At 67.8% G+C, this 18,018-nt stretch carries 16 protein-coding genes and 1 other RNA gene; 9 read left to right on the top strand and 8 right to left on the bottom strand.

The features are described 5' to 3' along the window. The first annotated feature begins 247 nt into the window (after positions 1-247). Positions 248-796 carry a formaldehyde-activating enzyme gene (gene fae / locus AAF184_01040; GenBank protein ID MEO0420890.1) on the top strand — a complete coding sequence of 183 codons (549 nt, stop codon included), beginning with the start codon at positions 248-250 and terminating at the stop codon, positions 794-796. Between the two features lie 52 nt (positions 797-848). Here fae and AAF184_01045 read toward each other — a convergent pair whose 3' ends face one another. From AAF184_01045 to mddA, 3 genes are all read right to left on the bottom strand, one after another. Beyond that, entirely contained in the window at positions 849-1,388 is a 540-nt protein-coding gene (locus AAF184_01045) for a glutathione peroxidase (protein ID MEO0420891.1), read from the bottom strand. Between the two features lie 144 nt (positions 1,389-1,532). Beyond that, positions 1,533-1,667, bottom strand: coding sequence for a hypothetical protein (locus AAF184_01050; protein MEO0420892.1), 135 nt, complete (start codon positions 1,665-1,667; stop codon positions 1,533-1,535). Then, entirely contained in the window at positions 1,664-2,443 is a 780-nt protein-coding gene (gene mddA, locus AAF184_01055) for a methanethiol S-methyltransferase (GenBank protein ID MEO0420893.1), read from the bottom strand. Before mddA ends, AAF184_01050 begins: the two co-directional genes overlap by 4 nt. Before the next feature lie 279 nt (positions 2,444-2,722). On the opposite strand from mddA, the gene AAF184_01060 reads away from it, so the two are divergent. Next, the gene (locus AAF184_01060) at positions 2,723-5,158 is read left to right on the top strand and encodes a tetratricopeptide repeat protein (GenBank protein ID MEO0420894.1); all 2,436 of its coding nucleotides are present in this window, start codon (positions 2,723-2,725) and stop codon (positions 5,156-5,158) included. Positions 5,159-5,174: 16 nt separating this feature from the next. Here the strand turns inward: AAF184_01060 and AAF184_01065 are convergent, their stop codons facing one another. Then, on the bottom strand, positions 5,175-5,561 hold the full coding sequence (locus AAF184_01065) for a cupin domain-containing protein (GenBank protein ID MEO0420895.1): 387 nt from the start codon (positions 5,559-5,561) through the stop codon (positions 5,175-5,177). A gap of 105 nt (positions 5,562-5,666) precedes the next feature. Between AAF184_01065 and ffs the strand changes: the two genes are divergently transcribed. From ffs to recR, 4 genes are all read left to right on the top strand, one after another. Next, positions 5,667-5,763, top strand: an RNA gene (gene ffs, locus AAF184_01070) — signal recognition particle sRNA small type. 117 nt (positions 5,764-5,880) lie between these two features. Next, positions 5,881-7,839, top strand: coding sequence for a DNA polymerase III subunit gamma/tau (dnaX, locus tag AAF184_01075; GenBank protein ID MEO0420896.1), 1,959 nt, complete (start codon positions 5,881-5,883; stop codon positions 7,837-7,839). Between the two features lie 60 nt (positions 7,840-7,899). Continuing rightward, positions 7,900-8,220: a YbaB/EbfC family nucleoid-associated protein gene (locus AAF184_01080; GenBank protein ID MEO0420897.1), complete on the top strand. Its 321-nt coding sequence runs from the start codon at positions 7,900-7,902 to the stop codon at positions 8,218-8,220. Between the two features lie 16 nt (positions 8,221-8,236). Further along, complete coding sequence (gene recR, locus AAF184_01085) at positions 8,237-8,833, top strand: recombination mediator RecR (GenBank protein MEO0420898.1); 597 nt, start codon at positions 8,237-8,239, stop codon at positions 8,831-8,833. A 22-nt stretch (positions 8,834-8,855) separates the two neighbouring features. On the opposite strand, the gene rsgA is transcribed toward recR, so the two are convergent. Then, positions 8,856-9,764, bottom strand: a complete 909-nt coding sequence (gene rsgA, locus AAF184_01090) for a ribosome small subunit-dependent GTPase A (GenBank protein ID MEO0420899.1) — start codon at positions 9,762-9,764, stop codon at positions 8,856-8,858. 111 nt (positions 9,765-9,875) lie between these two features. Continuing rightward, positions 9,876-11,117: a M48 family metallopeptidase gene (locus AAF184_01095; GenBank protein MEO0420900.1), complete on the bottom strand. Its 1,242-nt coding sequence runs from the start codon at positions 11,115-11,117 to the stop codon at positions 9,876-9,878. A gap of 211 nt (positions 11,118-11,328) precedes the next feature. On the opposite strand from AAF184_01095, the gene orn reads away from it, so the two are divergent. Both orn and AAF184_01105 read left to right on the top strand, forming a co-directional pair. Further along, positions 11,329-11,883 carry an oligoribonuclease gene (gene orn / locus AAF184_01100; protein ID MEO0420901.1) on the top strand — a complete coding sequence of 185 codons (555 nt, stop codon included), beginning with the start codon at positions 11,329-11,331 and terminating at the stop codon, positions 11,881-11,883. Positions 11,884-11,914: 31 nt separating this feature from the next. Beyond that, on the top strand, positions 11,915-12,526 hold the full coding sequence (locus AAF184_01105) for a DUF938 domain-containing protein (GenBank protein ID MEO0420902.1): 612 nt from the start codon (positions 11,915-11,917) through the stop codon (positions 12,524-12,526). 10 nt (positions 12,527-12,536) lie between these two features. On the opposite strand, the gene AAF184_01110 is transcribed toward AAF184_01105, so the two are convergent. Together AAF184_01110 and AAF184_01115 are read right to left on the bottom strand one after the other, a co-directional pair. Next, the gene (locus AAF184_01110) at positions 12,537-13,673 is read right to left on the bottom strand and encodes an efflux RND transporter periplasmic adaptor subunit (protein ID MEO0420903.1); all 1,137 of its coding nucleotides are present in this window, start codon (positions 13,671-13,673) and stop codon (positions 12,537-12,539) included. Then, positions 13,670-16,786, bottom strand: a complete 3,117-nt coding sequence (locus AAF184_01115; protein MEO0420904.1) for an efflux RND transporter permease subunit — start codon at positions 16,784-16,786, stop codon at positions 13,670-13,672. Before AAF184_01115 ends, AAF184_01110 begins: the two co-directional genes overlap by 4 nt. 207 nt (positions 16,787-16,993) lie before the next feature. Here AAF184_01115 and AAF184_01120 point away from each other — a divergent pair, with 207 nt between their 5' ends. Beyond that, positions 16,994-18,013 carry a hypothetical protein gene (locus AAF184_01120; GenBank protein ID MEO0420905.1) on the top strand — a complete coding sequence of 340 codons (1,020 nt, stop codon included), beginning with the start codon at positions 16,994-16,996 and terminating at the stop codon, positions 18,011-18,013. Positions 18,014-18,018 lie beyond the last annotated feature (5 nt).

An 18,018-nucleotide genomic window follows, 5' to 3' on the forward strand; every position in this document is an offset into this window, starting at 1 on the left:
GGTTGGGCCCCGGGGGCGGGGCGTTCTGGGGGTCTCCCCACGGCCCGGCGCCTCGGGGGGTCGGCCCCCGGGGGGCCCTCCCCCCCCGGGGGCGTGGGGGGGCGCCGGGCCACCTTTGTCCCGAGCTTCCCGACCGCTCTCCGTGTCGGGATCGCTGGGATTGCAGCTACGGTTGTTGGTTCTCGTGCGCTCGTGCTCTTGGCGTGGGTATCATGCGCGCCTTTGGTTCAGTAGCAGGAGAACCCCTATGTCCGATCGCATCGTATTTCGTTCCGGCGAAGCCCTGGTGGCCGGTGGGCCGCCGTTCACGGCCGCCGAGCCCGAGGTGGTCATCGGCGAGCTGGATGGGCCCGTCGGGACGGCCCTCGCCACCCTCACGGGCGACCAGGCGATGGGTCACTCCAAGGTGTTCGCCATCCTGAACACCAATATCCAGGTGCGTCCCGTGACCCTGTGCGTGAGCAAGGTCACGGTCAAGAACACGCGTTACACGAACATCCTGATGGGCACCGTGCAGGGGGCGATCGCCAATGGCGTCCTCGACGCCGTGCGTGAGGGCTACATCCCCAAGGAGAAGGCCAACGACCTCGGCATCATCTGCAGCGTGTGGCTGAACCCGGGCGTGGCGACGGATGACAACCTCGATCACAAGGCTCTGTTCGAGATCCATCGCAAGGCGATGACCGAATCGATCCGTAAGGCGATGCAGAACGAGCCCTCGATCGACTGGTTGCTGGAGAACCAGGAGAGCATCACCCACAAGTACTATCAGATGGGCCTCGACGGCAAGATCTGATGGCAGGCGACTGGCCCCGAGCGCAGGTGCTCCGGGGCCAGCGCTCGGACGGCTAGCCCTCCTGGGCGAGAGCCGTTTCGATCGCCTTGACGATGCGCTTGTCGTAAGGCTTGGTGCGCGGGGCGAACTCGGTGATGAGCTCGCCGTCGCGACCGATCAGGAACTTGTGGAAGTTCCAGGTGGGGAAGGTGCCGGAGGCCTCGGCGAGTCCTGCGAAGAGGGGGTTGGCGTTCTTACGCTTCACCGTGCTCTTCTCGAACATCGGAAACTCCACGCCGTAGGTGAGGCGGCAGAAGCTCTTGATCTCCTCCTCCGTGCCCGGCTCCTGACCGGCGAAGTCGTTAGACGGGAAGCCCAGGATCACCAGGCCCTCCTCACCGAACTCCTTGTACAGCTTCTCGAGGCCGTCGTACTGCGGCGTGTTACCGCACTTCGAGGCCGTGTTCACGATCATCACGACCTTGCCTGAGTAGGCCTCGCAGAGGTTGACCTGCTCGTCGGAGGCCAGGCGCTCGAAGGTGTGGTCGAGGAGCGTGCCCTCGCAGGCCAGGGCGGGGGCCGTGGCGATGAGGCTAGCGATCAGGCTGAACAGTTTGTTCACGTAGGGTCTCCCTTGGGAACGGGCGGGTGGATGCCACCTGCATAATCGCAGCCGCCCCCCGTTCGGATTCACAAGCGTTGGCGCGCGTCGGTGGAAGGCCGCCCCGCCGCAGGTGGCGGGGCAGCCCTCGAGGGCCTAGGTGCCGTGCTGCCAGAGCGTGGCACCCAGCGCCAGCCACAGCATTCCCTTGGCGAAAAAGAAAGCGAAGCCGGCGGCGGTGAGTTTGCGTCCCCACGCGGAGGCGGTGGCCGGCATGCTTCGCCCGCTCATGCCTCGCCCACCGTGGCGGTGGTGACAGGCGCGCCGTCGACCACCCAGCGCTTGCGCAGGGACGGCACCAGCATCGGCACGCGGCGCTTGTATTCTGCGTACTCCGGATGGGCGCGCTGCAGGTCGCGCTCCTCAAGCAGCGTGCCGACCAGGATGTAGCCGGTGCAGCCAAGGGCGAACAGGAGGTGGGCGGCGGTCATGGTGGGCGTGGCCCACACGATGGCGAGCCAGCCCACGTAGATGGGGTGGCGCACGTGGTTGTAGAGCCACGGCGTCTTGAACTGCGCTTCCACAGCGGGCTCGTCCCGCATCGCGTGCCAGGCCTGGCGCAGGCCGAAGAGCTCGAAGTGATCGAGCATGAAGGTGGCGGCGAGGAGCAGCAGCCAGCCGCCGAGGTAGAGCCCGAGGATCACACCCTCCCAGGGCGCCGCCTGAACCTGCCAGATCACGCCGCCGATCGGTTGCCATCCCCAGAACAGCAGGATCATGGCGAGGGAGGACATGAGCACGTAGGTGGCGCGTTCGGCGGCCGGCGGGATCACCTGTGTCCACCAGCGCTTGAAGGCCGGTCGGGCCATCACGCTGTGCTGAAGGGCGAAGACCAGCAGCAGACCGGCGTTCACGGCGATGGCCTGCCACAGGGGCAGCTCGGGCACGGAATCGATGGCCTTGGGCACGAACAGGTTGCCGATGAAGCCGACGGCGTACAGGAAGGTGGCGAAGAAGACGGCGTAGCAGAACAGGGACCACGCGAACAGGCTAGAACGTTGCAACATGACGGACTCCTCATTGGTTTGGGCAAGGCACCCGAGGGCCCTCGGGGCCGTCAGGGTGGAAGCGCCAGGGCCGTGACGAGCGCGCCGCGTCCCCTGGTGTGCTCGGCAAGGTAGGCCGTACACTCCTAACGGAAACGACGGTTACCTGACGCTTCCCTGACCATTGGGCGACGTGAATAAAATCAATCAGTTGCGTGGTTTCCTCGGCCGCCGAAGGGCAGCGCCGGGATGGCGCGAACAGGCGCGTGAGCAGCGCCCGGGCCGAGGTGCGCGGCGGTCATGCTGAGCGGGCCCGTGCATTTCGAGCAGTACGTGCTCGATCCCGACACGCGCGAGCTGCGTCGCGACGGGGTGCCCCGGCAGGTGGAGCCCCGCGTCTTCGATCTGCTGGCCTACCTGGTCGAACACCGCGAGCGCGCGGTCACCAAGGACGAGCTTCAGGACGCCGTCTGGCCGGGCGTGATCGTGTCCGAGACGGCGCTCACCCGCGCCATCATGAAGGCTCGCCGGGCGGTCGACGACGACGCGACAGGCCAACGCCTGATCAAGACGGTGCACGGCCACGGCTATCGCTTCCTGGGCGAGATCGCCGACCCGCCGCCGCCCGCGGCGCTCGAGCCGCCGGCGCCGGTCCCTCAGCCCGCGGAGACGGCCGCCACCGCACCGGCCCCGTCACCGGCGAGCCGCGCCGCGCCGCTCCCCCCCGTCGCTGATGGCGCCGGCCGCCGGGGCCTACCGCGGTTCATCGTGCCCCTGGTCGCGGCATCGCTGGTGCTCGCGGTGGCTGCCCTCTGGTGGATGGGCCAGGCCGGCGACCCGTCGGTCCGCCCCGCGGGCTTGCGCGTCGCCGTGCTCCCGGTGGTCAACGACACGGGTGAGGACACCCTCAACTGGGTCGACCTCGGCCTGATGTCCCTCGCCCGCAACGGCCTCGCCGAGCTGGGCGTCGAGGTGCTGAGCGACGCCAACGTCGTGCAGCTCGCGCGGAATCTCGGCGCCGGGGGCACGCTGGCCGACAAAGCGGTCGGTGATGCGGTTCGCGAGCGCTTGCGTAGCCTGTACGGGGTGAGTCACGTGCTCGCCATGCGCCTCACGCAGGATGCCGGCGCGCTGCGCATGGACTTCAGTCTCTACGGTCCCGAGGACACGCCCAGCCGGTCGACGATGCTGGGGGACGAGACCTTGCGCCTCGCTGAGGCGGTCACCCGCAGCGTGGGTGCACGGTTGGTCGGTCAACGGCGCCTGGACGTCAGCAACGCCGGCTCTGGCGATGCGTTCGTCAACGAGGCCTACGCGCGGGGCAAGGGATTGGCCCTGGAGGGGCGGTGTGCGCAGGCGCTGCCCCTGCTGGAGGTGGCGCGTACCCAGGATCCGGGGTTGTTCCTGCCGCGCTTCGATCAGGCCCTATGCCTGCGTCTGCTGGGTCGGACGGACGAGGCCACGACCTTGCTGCTCGCCATGGACGAGGAGTACTCGGCAAGCGTGCCCAATGCCGAACTTGCCGACGTGTTGAACCTGCTTGGCATCGTCTACACCCGGACCGACTCGCCGGACCTCGCCCGCGAAACGCTTACCCGAGGCCTCGCCGTCGCCGAGGCGGTGGAGAGTGCCGAGGTACAGGCGAAGCTCCTCGTTAACTTGGCCATCCTGGAAAAGGGGAAGCCGGACTTGCCTGCGGCGAAGGCCTATCTGGGGCGCGCCCAGCTCGCCTATCAGGCGGCGGGCTACGATCCGCCGCCCGGCTACATCTACAACACGCTCTCGAACATCGCGATGAGCGAAGGCCGCTACGCCGACGCCGAGGGGCATCTCACCCGAGCCCTGGAGTCCTGGCGCAACGTGGGGGATCGCCGCCTCGAGGCCATGGCGCTCAACAACTACGGTTACCTGCGCCACCAGCAGGCCCGACTGGAGGACGCTGAGCCTTACCACTTGCAGGCCTTGGCGATTCGGGAGGAGATCGGCGATCGCACGGGTGTGGGTCGCAGCCACAACATGCTGGCGCATCTCTACCAGGAGCGGGGCGATCTCGCCTCCGCCAGGGCATCCGCGCAAGCCGCTCTGGCGATCGCCCGCGACGCGCGCGATCGCCTCTACCAAGCCACGGCGCTCTCCTTGCTCGGTGAAGTCGAGCTCACCCTCGGCGCCTTGCCGAGCGCTGAGGAGCATCTGGGCGAGGCGCGCGCACTGTTCGAGGCCATCGACGATGGCTTGCGCATCCTGCAAACCGACGTGCTCGTGGGGCGCGTGCGCATTGCCCAAGGGGAGTTGACCCAGGCGCGCGCACTCGCCGACGCCGTGGTGCAAGCGTCGGACCAGGATGACGGGCTGGCGCAGGTGCGTGTGGAGGGGCTGGAGTTGCACGGTGACATCGCCCTGATCGCCAGCGATGCGCAGGGCGCCCTCGAGCACTACTCGGCGGCGCTCGCCCATGTGGAGTCGCTGAGCTGGGGTAACAAGGAGGCGGGCTTGCTGGCGAAATTGGCCCAGAGCCAGCTCAGCCTGGGGGATGCGTCAGGCGCTGCACCCTACATCGGACGCTTACTCGACTACCCGCCCAGCCCCTTAGGTCTCAAGGCGCGTGCTCGATACGCTGAGCTCGAGGGAGATCGACAGCAGGCCCGCCAGCTGATGGAGCAGGCCCGAGCCGCTGCCGGTGAGGCCTGGGGTGAGGCGGACGAGGCGGAGTTTCAGCGCCTCCTGTCAGCCGGCTAGGCAGACGTGTAGCGACCTAATGGTCGTGTTCGTCCGCTTCGGCCTCGGCGCGCGTAGCGTGCTCCGTGCCCGCGGGATGCTCCGGTGGCCCGTAGAGGGTGTAGAGCTTGAGCGGCCCCGAGCCCGTGTTGATGAAGTTGTGATACGTGCCGGAGGTCACGAAGGCCAGGTCGCCGGCACCCACCTCTCGTTCCTCCTCGCCGAGCACGGCTTTGCCCGTGCCCTGCACGAACACCAACACCTGGTCATGGCCCTCGTGGGCCTCGGCGCCGATCTCCTCCCCCTCGGGGATGCTCATGAGCACCACCTGCAGCTTGGTGCCCGTCTTGATCACATCGCGGAACTGCTCATTAGCGAGGGCGAGGTCGACGATGGGGAAGGTGGGGGTGCTGCGTTCGGCCATTCGGAGCGCTCCGTGACGAGGGCGGACAGGACCCTCAGCTTACCGTAGGGCGGTGCCCAACGGCGCCCCTGGATGGTACTATTTGCGGCTCGCTATGGTGGGCCGCGTCGGTCCCCTCGCGACGGTCAGCCGTAAACCCCGTCAGGCCCGGAAGGGAGCAGCGGTAGCGGTCATACCGGGCGCCGGGGTGTGACTGGCGCGGGCCGCCTCCATAGCGAATGTTGGAGGCGCGGTTCGCGCCAGCCCAGCGTGCTAAATTCGGGGGCATGATTCAGTTCGCCGCCCAACCCCTCACCCAGCAGCAGGACGATCGCTCGGCATGAGCTACCTCGTGCTGGCGCGCAAGTGGCGCCCCAAGAACTTCAGCGAAGTGGCGGGCCAGGAACACGTCCTGCGCGCCTTGATCAACGCGCTCGACAACGATCGCCTTCACCACGCCTTCCTGTTCTCAGGCACCCGCGGGGTGGGCAAGACGACCCTCGCGCGAATCTTCGCCAAGTCGATCAACTGCGAGCGCGGCGTGAGCTCCACGCCCTGCGGCGAGTGCAGCGCATGCGTGGAGATCGATCAGGGGCGCTACGTCGATCTGCTGGAGGTGGACGCCGCCTCGCGCACGCGCGTGGATGACACGCGCGAACTGCTCGACAACGTGCAGTACGCACCGACTCGCGGCCGCTACAAGGTGTACCTCATAGATGAGGTGCACATGCTGTCGACGCACTCCTTCAATGCGCTGCTGAAGACCCTCGAAGAGCCGCCTTCCCACGTGAAGTTCCTGCTGGCGACGACGGATCCACAGAAGCTGCCGGTGACCGTGTTGTCGCGCTGCTTGCAGTTCAACTTAAAGCGCCTGCCGCCCACCGTGATCGAAGCGCAGCTCACGCGCATCGCCGAGGCGGAGGGCTACGCCCATGAGGCTCCAGCGCTCGCGCTCATCGCGAGCGCGGCCGATGGCAGTATGCGCGATGCCTTGAGTCTGCTCGATCAAGCGATCGCCCACGCTGGGGGCAACCTCATGCGCGATGCCGTGGCGGATATGCTCGGCACCGTCGACCGCACGCACGTCCTGCGCCTACTGCAGGCATTGACCGACGGCGATGGCTCTGCGCTCATGCACGTGGCGAGCGACCTGGCCGAGCGGGGGCTGGGCGCGGACAGCGTGCTCAGCGAGCTCGCCAGCGGTTGTCAGCAGTTGGCGCTCGCGCAGGTGGTGCCCGATGCCCTGGCGGAGCGGGTACCGGACGCGGAGGCCATCCAGGGCCTCGCGGGTCGAGCGCCCGCGGATGCCGTGCAGCTCTGGTACCAGATCGCCGTGAATGGACGGCGAGACCTGCCGCTCGCGCCCACGCCGTGGTTGGGGTTGGAAATGACCCTGCTTCGCATGCTCGCGTTCCAGATGGAAGGCGAGGGTGACGGCGGTTCGGGCGCCGGCGGACAAGCCGTGGGTGGCGCTGCGAAGAAGCCACGCGACACGTTGGCGCGATCGGGCGCAGGTAAGGCGAGCGGTCCAACCGCATCGGCTCCGAGTGGGGCGGTAGCGAGTGCGCCCCCGCCGGTGCGCGTACCCGCCGAGTCCCCGCCGACCCCGCCATCGGAACCGCCGCCGCCGGTGAAGACCGAGGCCAAGGCAGCGACGCCCAAGGTCACCCCACTGCCGCCGCCTGCCGCGCCGGTGGTCGAGGCGCCCGCAACGCCGCCCGTCCCGACGAAGGCTGCGCCCACGCAGGCCGCTGAGAACCCGCCGACGCCCGTCGCCTCGCGGGTGACCTCCGATCCGCCCACCCAGGCGGACTGGGAACGCTTTGCCCAGTCACTCGGCTCGAGTGGCATGCTCCGCCAGCTGGCGGACAACAGCGTGGTGACCGGGGTGGAGGGCCAGATCCTGCGCTTGCAGGTGGACGAGGCCCGAGAGCACCTGCTCACGCGCCAGCAGTGTTCGACGATGGAACAGTCGTGGCGTGAACACCGCGCCGAAGAGGGCTGGCGCCTGGACTTTTCCGTCGGTCAGCCGCAGACGCAAACCGCTGCCCAGCGGGCCGAGATCGCACGCTCCGAGCGCCATGCCCAGGCGGTGCGATCGATGCACGAGGATCCTTACGTCAAGGCCTTGCAGCAGACCCTGGGCGCGCAATTGCTGGAGGAGACGGTGCAAGCGCGCCAGGGCCCCTCGCGTACTGGCGTCAGCGCCGTGGCACCCGGCAAGGAGGGTGCACCCGCGAAAGGAGGGCGAACCGCCGCGCCGTCGGCACCGCACGTCCGCGAGGCAGGCGGCCGCTAACCGTATCTCGGGCGGTGCTCGACATGCCGCTCAACCCAACCTTACGAGAAGAGGACAACCATGAAGGGCGATATCGGCAAGCTGATGAAGCAGGCCCAGAAGATGCAGGCCGACATGCAACGCGCACAGGACGAGCTGGCCAACGTGGAGGTGACCGGCCAATCCGGCGGCGGCATGGTGAGTGTGACCATGACCTGCAAACACGAAGTGAAGTCGGTCACCATCGACGATGCCTCCGCGATGGAAGACAAGGAGATGCTGGAGGACCTCGTCGCCGCCGCCGTCAACGATGCCCTGCGCAAGGTGGAGGAGACCTCCAAGGAGCGCATGTCCGGTCTGGCGGCCGGTCTGATGCCGCCGGGCATGAAGCTGCCGTTCTAAGGCCCATCCTGCGACCGTGATCTACTCGCCGCTACTCACCCGCCTCATCGAGGCCCTGCGTTGCTTGCCGGGCGTCGGGCCGAAGAGCGCTCAGCGCATGGCCTTTCACCTGCTCGACCGCGACCGCGAGGCAGCGCGCACGCTGGCGTCCGTGCTGGCCGACGCCGCGCAACGCATGGGGCGGTGCCGCGAATGCCGGATGTTGAGTGAGGTGGAGCTGTGCGCCGTCTGCGCCTCGCCGCGTCGCGACGACGGTTTGCTGTGCGTGGTGGAGTCGCCCGCCGATGTGGTTGCGGTAGAGCAGACCGCGGACTACTCGGGCAAGTACTTCGTTCTCATGGGCCATCTATCACCCCTGGACGGGATTGGCCCCGCTGAACTCGGCCTGGACGTGCTGGAACAACGCCTCAGCGAGCGCACGCCGCGCGAGCTCATCCTGGCCACCAACCCCACGGTGGAGGGCGAAGCCACCGCGCACTACGTGGGCGAGTTGGCCCGCGAAGCCGGGGTGCAAGTCACCCGCATCGCCCACGGCGTGCCGCTGGGGGGCGAGCTGGAGTACGTCGATGCGGGCACACTCTCTCACGCCCTGTCGGGTCGCCAGCGCTTCTAAGGGCCCCTTTCGGGACGGGGCGTCAGTGGTGACCGCGACCCAGCGTTTCCATTAGGCGAACCAGGCGCCGATAGCTCTCGTAGCGGCGTGGGGCCAAGGTGCCGGGGCCATCCCCCGCCAGCGCCGCGCGCACCGCGCAGTCCGGTTCCTGCATGTGCAGGCAGTTGTGGAACCGGCACCCCTCCGCCAGGGCACGGATATCCCGAAAGCCCTTGGCGACTTCCGCCTCACCCACACGCCCCGGTGCGTAGTCGCGCACGCCCGGGGAGTCGATGACCTGGCCGCCATCGGGCAGGTGATGGAGGTGGGCGGCGGTGGTCGTGTGTCGTCCCTCGCCGGAGCTCTCCGAGAGTTCACCGGTCGCAAGGTCCAGGTCCGGCACCAGGGCGTTCAGGAGGGATGATTTGCCGACGCCCGACTGGCCCACGAGGATCGATGTGTCCTGGCGTAGGGCGTGGGCGAGGGCCTCGATGGTGTCCGGTGCGGAGATGGCGACGCGCAGGGTGTCGTAGCCGGCGTCGCGCCATTCCGCGAAGGCCTGCTCCAGCAGGTCCTCATCGTCGTCGAGGGAGGGCAGATCCCCTTTGCTGCGCACGATGAGCGCTTCGCATCCCATGAGTTCCGCCTGGGCGAGGTAGCGATCGACCATGAAGGGATCGGGAGCCGGGGCGGGCGCCACCACCACCACGAGGCGGGTGACGTTTGCCGCCAGCACTTCGTTGAAGCCTCGAAGGTTGGGGCGCTCCAGGGCGTTGCGGCGAGGTTCGATGGCGAGGACCTGGCCGTCGCGGGCGCCGGCGGCGGCGCGCTGCCAACGCACGTGGTCACCGCAGACGATGCGCAGGCCGCGCCCGCGGGGCACGCAACGGTGGCGTTTGCGAGGCGGGTCGCCGGTGTCCTCCACGAGGCAGCGGCGGCCGAAGCTTGCCACCACGAGTCCCGCCTCGGCAGCCTCGGCGTCAGCCGGGCGCGACCCACCTCGTCGGCCCGGCCCACTCCGCTCGCGACGACGGCCCCCGCCTGGCACAGGCGCCGTACCGGCTCAGCGGCTGCTGGCGAGTTGGTGCAAGCGGGCGATGCGGATCGGAGCCGGAGGGTGTGAGTCGTAGAAGCGCGAGTGGGTCTCGTCCGGGGTGAGCGTGTTCGAGTTATCCCGGTAGAGCTTCACCAGCGCCTCGATCAGCGCCGTGGGATTGGACTGCTCGGCCGCGTACTCATCCGCCTCGAACTCGTCCTTGCGCGAGAGCGCCGCGGTGATCGGCGTCATCGGGAAGGTGAAGACGGGGGAGACCACCAAGGCCAGGAGCAGGGCGAGGGCGTCGGTGGGCACGGTGACACCGAGCGCTGCCATGGCATCCGGCGAGGCGCGCAGCCAACCGATCAGGGCCAGGCCCACTAAGGTCAAAGCGAAGCTCGTCATTAGGCGCTTGCGCACATGCTGGCGACGGAAATGGCCGAGCTCGTGGGCCAGCACTGCCTCGATCTCCTCACCGTTCAGCGACTCGAGGAGCGTGTCGAAGAACACGATGCGCTTGTTGTTCCCCATCCCGGTGAAGTAGGCGTTGCCGTGGCTGGAACGTCGCGAACCATCCATCACGAAGACGCCCTGGCTCTTGAAGCCACAGCGCTGCAGCAGCGACTCGATCTGCGCCTTCAAGCCGTCGTCCGTGAGTTCCGTGAAGCGATTGAACATGGGCGCGATGAAGGCGGGGTAGAGGTAAAAGAGGGCGAGGCTGAAGGCCACCCACACGCCCCACGCGTACAACCACCACAGGCTCCCGGCGGCCGCCATCAGCCACAGGACGACGGCGATCAGCGGGGTGCCGATCACGGCCATCAGGACCAGCGTCTTGATCTGGTCGGAGATGAACAGCGCGGGAGTCATGCGGTTGAAGCCGAAGCGCGCCTCGATGCGGAAGGTGCGCCAGATCGACAGGGGCAGCTCCAGGGTCGACATCGCGATGAAGGTGATCAGGGTGACCAGCGTGCCGGTGAGCAGCGGACCGAGCTGAAGCGAGGACACGAGCGAGTGGACCAGCATCAGGCCGCCGCCCAGGGTCCAGAATAGCAGCAGCGCGGCGTCCACCACCGTGCCGATGCGGCTCAAGCCGGTCGTGGCCATGGTGTAGTCCGCGGCCTTGTGATGCTGCTCCAGGGAGATGGTGTCGTCGAAGGGCGCCGGCACTCGGTCACGACCGCGGCGCACGGCGGCGATCTGTCGACTGCTCAGCCACAGGCGCACGATGGTGGTCGCTGCCAGCAGGGCCAGGAAGAGGGGCGTCATCCAGTGCATCGTTGAGTTGTGTCCTAGCTCGTTGATTAGCTTCGCGTTCGAGGCTGCCGCGGGGCGCGACTCGGCGCTGATGGTAGTGGTATTCCCGTACCGCGCTCAAGATTCCAGCGCTCGACAGGGGGAATTGTGGGCGGCGACACGCATTTACAAGTGCGTCACAGGCATAGGCGCACGGGTCGCTGCGCTGCTAGACTCCCGGCCTATGGTAGCAAGCCCCGAAAACCTGATCTGGATCGACCTGGAAATGACCGGTCTCGATACCGTGAATGACCAGATCATCGAAATCGCCACTGTCGTGACGGATAAGCACCTCGGCCTGATCGCCGAGGGTCCGGTCCTCGCGATCCACCAGCCGGACGAAGTGCTGGAAGGGATGGACGATTGGAACAAGCGCACGCATGGGGAGTCGGGTCTCGTCGATCGCGTGCGTGCTAGTACGGTTACCCCGGAGGAAGCCCAGACCCAGACCCTGGAGTTCCTCCGCCAACTCGTGCCCCCGCGCAACTCGCCCATGTGCGGCAGTAGCATCTGCCAGGACCGTCGTTTCATGGCCCGGTTAATGCCGGACCTCGAGCGGTTTTTCCACTACCGAAACCTCGATGTGAGCACGCTGAAGGAACTCGCCAAGCGCTGGGCGCCGGGCATGGCGGAGCGCTTTGAGAAGCGCGCGCCTCACGTGGCGTTGGACGACATTCACGAGTCCATCCGTGAGCTGCGCTACTACCGCGAGCATTTCATTTCCCTTCCCAGCGAGTAACGCGGCGCGGCCTTGCCGTGAGGTCAGGTGAATGAAACCGTTCGCTCCTGCTTGCGAGCGAAACCGCGAGCCGATCCTGCAGGTGTTGCGACCCACGCTCGCGCAGTGGGCACGTCCACGGGTACTCGAGATCGGATCCGGGACCGGTCAGCACGGGGTCTTCTTCGCCGCCGCACTACCCCACCTCACCTGGATAATGAGTGACCGGCCCGGGAACCACGCGGGCATCGAAGCCTGGTGCGACGAGGCCGCGCTCGCGAACGTCGAGGGCCCGCACGTGCTCGATGTGGCCCAGGCCGAGGGCGGGTTCGTGCCCGCGGTCGAGGTGGTCTACAGCGCGAACACCGCACACATCATGAGCTGGCCGGAGGTCATGCGGATGATGGCGATCGCGTCGGGCAGTCTCTTACCCGGTGGCTGCTTGTTGCTGTACGGACCCTTCAAGCGAGGCGGTGAACACACCAGTGAGGGCAATGAGCGCTTCGACCGATCCTTGCGCGAGTCTGCGCCGCATATGGGGATTCGCGACCTGGAGGCTGTGGATGGCTTGGCGGCAGCCAACGGTCTCACGTGCGAGGAGGTGCACGAGATGCCCGCCAACAATCTGACGGTGCGCTGGCGGCGCGAAGCGGGCGGCGTCTAGGGACCGGACACTAGCCGTCTTCGCTCACTTCTGCGGCGGCGGGGCCGAGGGGCTCGGGCGCCGCGAGCACTCGCACCTTGGTGCCCGGCATGAGGCGTTCCGCGCCGCGCACCACCACCCGATCACCGGGCTGCAGATCGCCCGTGACGGCGATGAGCGCGCCGGCCGAAAGTCCCGTGGCGACGTCTACCCGCTCCGCCTCGTCATCGCCGTTGATGCGCATCACGTAGGTGTCCTCCTGGCGCAGTACCAGGGCGTCGCGCGGCACGGCCAGGACTTCCTCCGGCACCGAGACGGGCACCTGCAGGACCACCGCTTGCGCGATCAACCAGTCTTCGGCCGGCACGTCGATACGCATCTCGTACATGTGCCGGGTGGAGTCGCCGAAGGGCACGATCGTGCGCACGAGGCCGACGCCCTGGCGACCGGTCTCATCGGCGACCGTGACGTTGCCCCCCACGTAGAGATAGCGGGCGGCGGTGACCGTGGTTTGGGAGATGATCTCGATGCGCTCATTGCCCACCACGCGCAGCACCTGATCGCCGATGGCTACGCGCTCGCCCGGATTGACGAAGCGTTGGGTGATCATGCCGTTGAAGGGCGCGCGCAGGCTTGCCCGATCGAGGTTGATCTGGTTCTGGGCCAGGCGAGCGTCGATGACGTCGCGGTCGCGCGCGGCGACGTCGCGCTGCGAGCGCGTGTCGTCGAGCTCTCGCTCGGCGGCCACGTTGGTCGCCGCCAACTTCGTGAGGCGCGACACTTCACGTTCCAGGAACGCCAGCTGACTCGCCGCGCGCGCCCGCTCGGCGTCGATCTGGGCGCGCTCCTGGCGCAGGAGGGCGTCGTCGACCTGGGCGATGATGTCGCCGGCAGCCACGCGATCGCCCACTTCGGCCAGGGCGACCAAGCGACCTGCCGCCTCGGCGGCGAGGCGCGTATCGTCGCGGCTGAGCACCGATCCGGGCACGGGGATCGTCGGCGCCAGGGAGGTGATCTGGGCGCGTTCCACCCGCACCGGCGGCGCCGGGAATCCGCCCGGCGGGCCGCCTTGGGCGAGCAGCGTCGGCGCGGCTAGCAGCAGCAGTGACGACAGGGCACCGCTCGCCATCCAAGCGCGGCGGTCGGTGCGTAGGGGGGCTTCGGTCATAGGGAGGAGTGCCTCTCAGCGTAGGACTCGCGCAGGGGGCCGCCGCTCGTGCTGCTGCCCGTGGGGGCTGCGTCGTGGGCCGTTCGCGCTTCGCCGATGCGCAGGAGGCTCGGCAGGAGAATCAGGGTGAAGACGGTGGAGACGGTCATGCCACCGACGATCACCGCGGCCAGGCCGCGGTAGAGCTCGGTGCCCGGGCCAGGCACCAACAGCAACGGCAGCATACCGAACAAACTGGTTAGGGTGCTCATGAGGATCGGGAGCAGGCGCAGGCGCACCGCCTGGGCCACGGAGTCGCGCCGGCTCATGCCCTCGCGCTCGGACATGCGCGTTTGATGCACCAGCAGAATCGCATTGTTCACCACCAGGCCGAGCAGGGTGATGAAGCCGATCATCGTCATCAGGTCCATGGGCTGGAACACCAGCGCGTCGGTCAGGCGCAGGGCGACGACACCGCCCACGGTGGCTAGAGGCAGGGCCAGGATCACCAGCAGACTGTCGCGGAAGGACCGGAAGAGGGCCGCCATCAGCAGGAACAGGATGGCCACGGCCAGCGCGAAGCTGCGCGCCATGTTGCTGAGGGCGATGGCGAGCTCGTCGGCGCTGCCGTAGTAGGTCACCTCGCCGTCATCGGGCAGCTGGCTGCGAATCACCGGATCCACCTCCGTCTGCAGTACGGCCAGGGCCTCTTCGAGGGAGATATCCGGGGGACTCACGGAGAGGGTGACCGAGCGCCGGCGGTCGACCCGTCGGATCTGACTCGGCCCAGACGTGCGCTCGATGTTCACCACCTCGTTGAGCGCCGTCACGCCGGCCGTGGGCGTCATCAAGGGGGTGGCGGCGAGGGTCTCGGGCGTCTCCCAGTCCGTGCCCCGCAGCACGATGTCGTAGCTCTTGTCACCGTCGAAGTAGTCGCCGACGAAGAGCCCATCCCCGAGGGCGCGGACCACGCTGGCGATGTCCTTGCGGTCCCAGCCGACCTCCGCGATACGCCGGTCGTTCGGCGCCATGCGCAGCTCGGGCTCGGCGAACTCGAGGCCGGGAATCGGGCGCACCTGAGATCCCGGCAGGGCCTGCTGGATCGCACCGAGGCCCGCACCGGCGGCGGCGAAGGTGGCTTCGATATCGCGCGACTGGATGTTCACCTCGATCTCACGGCCGCCCCCGAGGCGAGAGAAGATGGACGAGCGCTGGGCGAAGGCGATCGTGTCCGGGATGTCCGCGAAGACCGTGGCGTTGACCGCATCGATGAGCGCATCGGAGTCGTCCGGGTCCTCCGCGCGCATGCCGAAGAACCCGAAGTTACCGAACAGCCCTAAGAAGTAGTTCTGCATCGGCGGGTCGGCTTCGCCGTTCAGAAAGCGACTCATGCGTTCGTTGACCACATCGACGAACTCGGTCTCTGCGGTGTCGATGCTCTGTCCCGGGGGCGGCAGGATGAAGCCGAAGGCGAAGTTCATCTGACCCTCGGGTAGGTAGTCTGCTTCGGGCTTCAGCAATACGGTCAGACCGACGGCGAGGCTCACCAGCGTCCCGATCCAGAAGTAGCGTCGGCGCGGCGTGTCCGTGAGCGCCATCACCGTGCGCGACCCGCGATCCCACCAGCTGGCGTGGGGATCGGTGAGTTCGACGTTGCGCAGCCACGTGGTGGCCGCGGTGGGGATGATGGTGATGGCGATGATCAGGGACGTCACCACCGCCACGGCCAGGGTGAAGGCAAGGTCCGCGAACAGCTGGCCGGCGACGTCGCGCAGGAACAGGATGGGCAGGAAGATGGCCACGGTGGTCGCGGTGGAGGCGACCAGTGCGGCCCACACCTGCGAAGCGCCGTCGTGGGCCGCCTCCGCACTAGACTTGCCCTGCTCGCGCAGGCGCACGATGTTCTCCAACACCACGATGGCGGCGTCGAGCACCATGCCCATGGCGAAGGCGAGGCCGGCCAGGGAGATGATGTTGAGCGTGCGGCCGGAGAACTGCAGGGCGGTGAAGGCGAAGAACAGGGAGACCGGGATGGCCAGGGCCACGATCACCGTGGCGCGCAGCTTGCGCATGAACCACCACAGGATCACCACGGCGAGGGTGATGCCGAGGAGGAGGTTGGTGCGCAGCATGCCGATGGAGGACTCGATGTAGACGGTCTCGTCGTACACCTGGCGGATGAACATGCCGCGGCGTCCGACGACGCCATCGTTCAGCGACGCTACCGTCTCCTTCAGGCCCGCCATCACTTCGAGCACGTTCACGCCGGTCTGCGGCTGCGCGTTGAAGGCGATGGAGGGGCCGCCGTTCTGGCTGAGGATGCCGCTGCGGTCGACCAGCGTCTTCTCGACGGTGGCGATGTCGCGCAGGCGCACGGGCGACCCGTCAGCCCAATCGAGGACCAGCTCGCCGAACTCCTCCAGGCTCGGTTTACCGGCGAAGCGCATCGTGTACTGGCGCCGGAACACTTCGTTGAAGCCGCCGGATGTGTCGTTGTTGCCGCCGGTGGTGGCGGCGAGGGCGGGGATCTCGATGCCGTAGGCTGCCGCCTTGTAGGGATCGAAGGTGATGCGTACCTCCGACGCGCGTCCGCCGAACGCGGATGCGCTCGAGATGCCAGGCACGCGCTCGATAGCGGTCACGATCACATCGTCGACGAAGTCCTGCTGGGCGGCCATGTCGATGGCCTGCCCGGGCAGGGGGCGCACGGCGAACCAGGCGATGGCGCTGCGGTTCTCGTCCTGACCGATGTTAATGATGGGCTCGTCCACATCGGCCGGGTAGCTAGGCACTCGGTTGAGGCGGTTCATGACCTCGATCAAGGCGCGGTCGATCTCGACGTCGATATCGAAGGTGAGGTCGATGTTCGCGCTGCCGCGGCTGGCAGAAGAGGTCATGCGCTTCAGGCCCGGCAGGCCCCGCATAGCATCTTCCTGCGGCTCGATGATCTCCGACTCCACCTCCTCGGGCGCGGCGGCACGCCAGAAGGTCTGGATCTGGATACGTGGGGTCTCCACGCTCGGAATCATCTGGATGGGCAAGCCGAACAGACTGATGCTGCCGAAGAGCAGCACCATCAGAACGGCCACCACGACCGCGACGGGATTGGAGAGGGCCTGGCGGGTGATGACCATGAAATAACCTCGCGCGCAGAACGCCTATTCTAGCGCGAGCGGTGGGCCTACGCCTGAGAGTCAGCACTAGTTGCGGCTAAGGAGATGCCGGATCGGGGTGGACGGTCGCGCTGACCGTTGGCCGAGGATGATCTTGTGGCTGGGGCCTGGCACCCTGGCGACCCGCGTCCGGCAGAGGTTGCCGGACCAGCTTACGGAGATTCGCCCATGCCCCACCACCACGATACCCGCCAGCCCGCCGTTCGCGAGGGGGTAGGCCCGATGATGCTCGTCGTCACCTGGTGGGCGCTGGTGCTGAGCCCGGTGAACGCATCCGCCCAGGAGGAAGAGGAAGCCCCCTCGGCCGTGGCGGCCGTGTCCGCGGGCGCGCCGCGTACGGACATCTACCTGGCGACGCTCGGCGGCACGGGGGAGTACGTGCTCCTCGGTCGCCCTCGCAACGTGACGCCACGGGTGGGCTATGACAATCAACCCGCCTTCTCGGCCGACGGTCAGGCGCTTTTCTACACGTCGATTCGCGGCGACGGTCAGGCCGACATCTACCGCCTTTCCTTGCACGACGAGCAGGCCGCGCCGGTGCGCCTCACGGCGACGGCCACCATGAGCGAGTACTCGCCGACCCCGATGCCAGGGGGCGGCCTCTCCACGGTTCGGGTCGAACCGGACGGTGCGCAACACCTGTGGCGTCTGACCGGTGTCGGCACCGACGTGACCCGCCTGCTGCCGAGCCTCGATAACGTCGGCTATCACCTGTGGACGTCCGACACCCATCTCGCCCTGTTCCTCGTCGGCGAGCCGCTATCGCTGGTGCTTGCCGAGCGCGCAGACCGCACACCGCCCGGTGAGGCGTCAGCACCCAAACCCATCGCCGAAGGTATCGGGCGTGCCCTGGCACGCTCGGCCGATGGTCGCTACGTAGTTTTCGTGCAGTCCCTGGATGAGAATAACCGCGAGCTGCGGCGCTACGAGGTGGCCACGGGCGAGGTATCGACCTGGGCACCCATGGTGCCCGGGGGCGCGGGGGATTTCGCGATCGACCCCACCAGCGGGGCGGCCTTCACGGTGCTAGGCCGGACGCTCCTGCGCTTGCCGGCGGACCAATCGCGCTGGTTGGCCGTGGGCGATCTGATCGTGCCGGGGGGCGAGGTATCGCGCTTGGCGATTTCCCCCCAGGGCGATCGCCTGGCGATCGTCGTCGCCGAAGCGGCGGCGGAAGGGGAAGGCTAGGGCGC

This window comes from Pseudomonadota bacterium (assembly GCA_039815145.1).
Lineage (GTDB): Bacteria > Pseudomonadota > Gammaproteobacteria > Steroidobacterales > JBCBZW01 > JBCBZW01.

Excerpts from the sequence above, each read along its gene's own strand:
- AAF184_01120 (MEO0420905.1), top strand. The coding sequence starts at position 16,994 with ATGCCCCACCACCACGATACCCGCCAGCCCGCCGTTCGCGAGGGGGTA.
- AAF184_01115 (MEO0420904.1), bottom strand. The coding sequence starts at position 16,786 with ATGGTCATCACCCGCCAGGCCCTCTCCAATCCCGTCGCGGTCGTGGTG.
- AAF184_01065 (MEO0420895.1), bottom strand. The coding sequence starts at position 5,561 with ATGGCCGAACGCAGCACCCCCACCTTCCCCATCGTCGACCTCGCCCTC.
- AAF184_01110 (MEO0420903.1), bottom strand. The coding sequence starts at position 13,673 with ATGACCGAAGCCCCCCTACGCACCGACCGCCGCGCTTGGATGGCGAGC.
- fae (MEO0420890.1), top strand. The coding sequence starts at position 248 with ATGTCCGATCGCATCGTATTTCGTTCCGGCGAAGCCCTGGTGGCCGGT.
- AAF184_01060 (MEO0420894.1), top strand. The coding sequence starts at position 2,723 with ATGCTGAGCGGGCCCGTGCATTTCGAGCAGTACGTGCTCGATCCCGAC.
- orn (MEO0420901.1), top strand. The coding sequence starts at position 11,329 with ATGGTAGCAAGCCCCGAAAACCTGATCTGGATCGACCTGGAAATGACC.
- AAF184_01095 (MEO0420900.1), bottom strand. The coding sequence starts at position 11,117 with ATGACGCCCCTCTTCCTGGCCCTGCTGGCAGCGACCACCATCGTGCGC.
- AAF184_01080 (MEO0420897.1), top strand. The coding sequence starts at position 7,900 with ATGAAGGGCGATATCGGCAAGCTGATGAAGCAGGCCCAGAAGATGCAG.
- mddA (MEO0420893.1), bottom strand. The coding sequence starts at position 2,443 with ATGTTGCAACGTTCTAGCCTGTTCGCGTGGTCCCTGTTCTGCTACGCC.
- AAF184_01105 (MEO0420902.1), top strand. The coding sequence starts at position 11,915 with ATGAAACCGTTCGCTCCTGCTTGCGAGCGAAACCGCGAGCCGATCCTG.
- dnaX (MEO0420896.1), top strand. The coding sequence starts at position 5,881 with ATGAGCTACCTCGTGCTGGCGCGCAAGTGGCGCCCCAAGAACTTCAGC.
- AAF184_01050 (MEO0420892.1), bottom strand. The coding sequence starts at position 1,667 with ATGAGCGGGCGAAGCATGCCGGCCACCGCCTCCGCGTGGGGACGCAAA.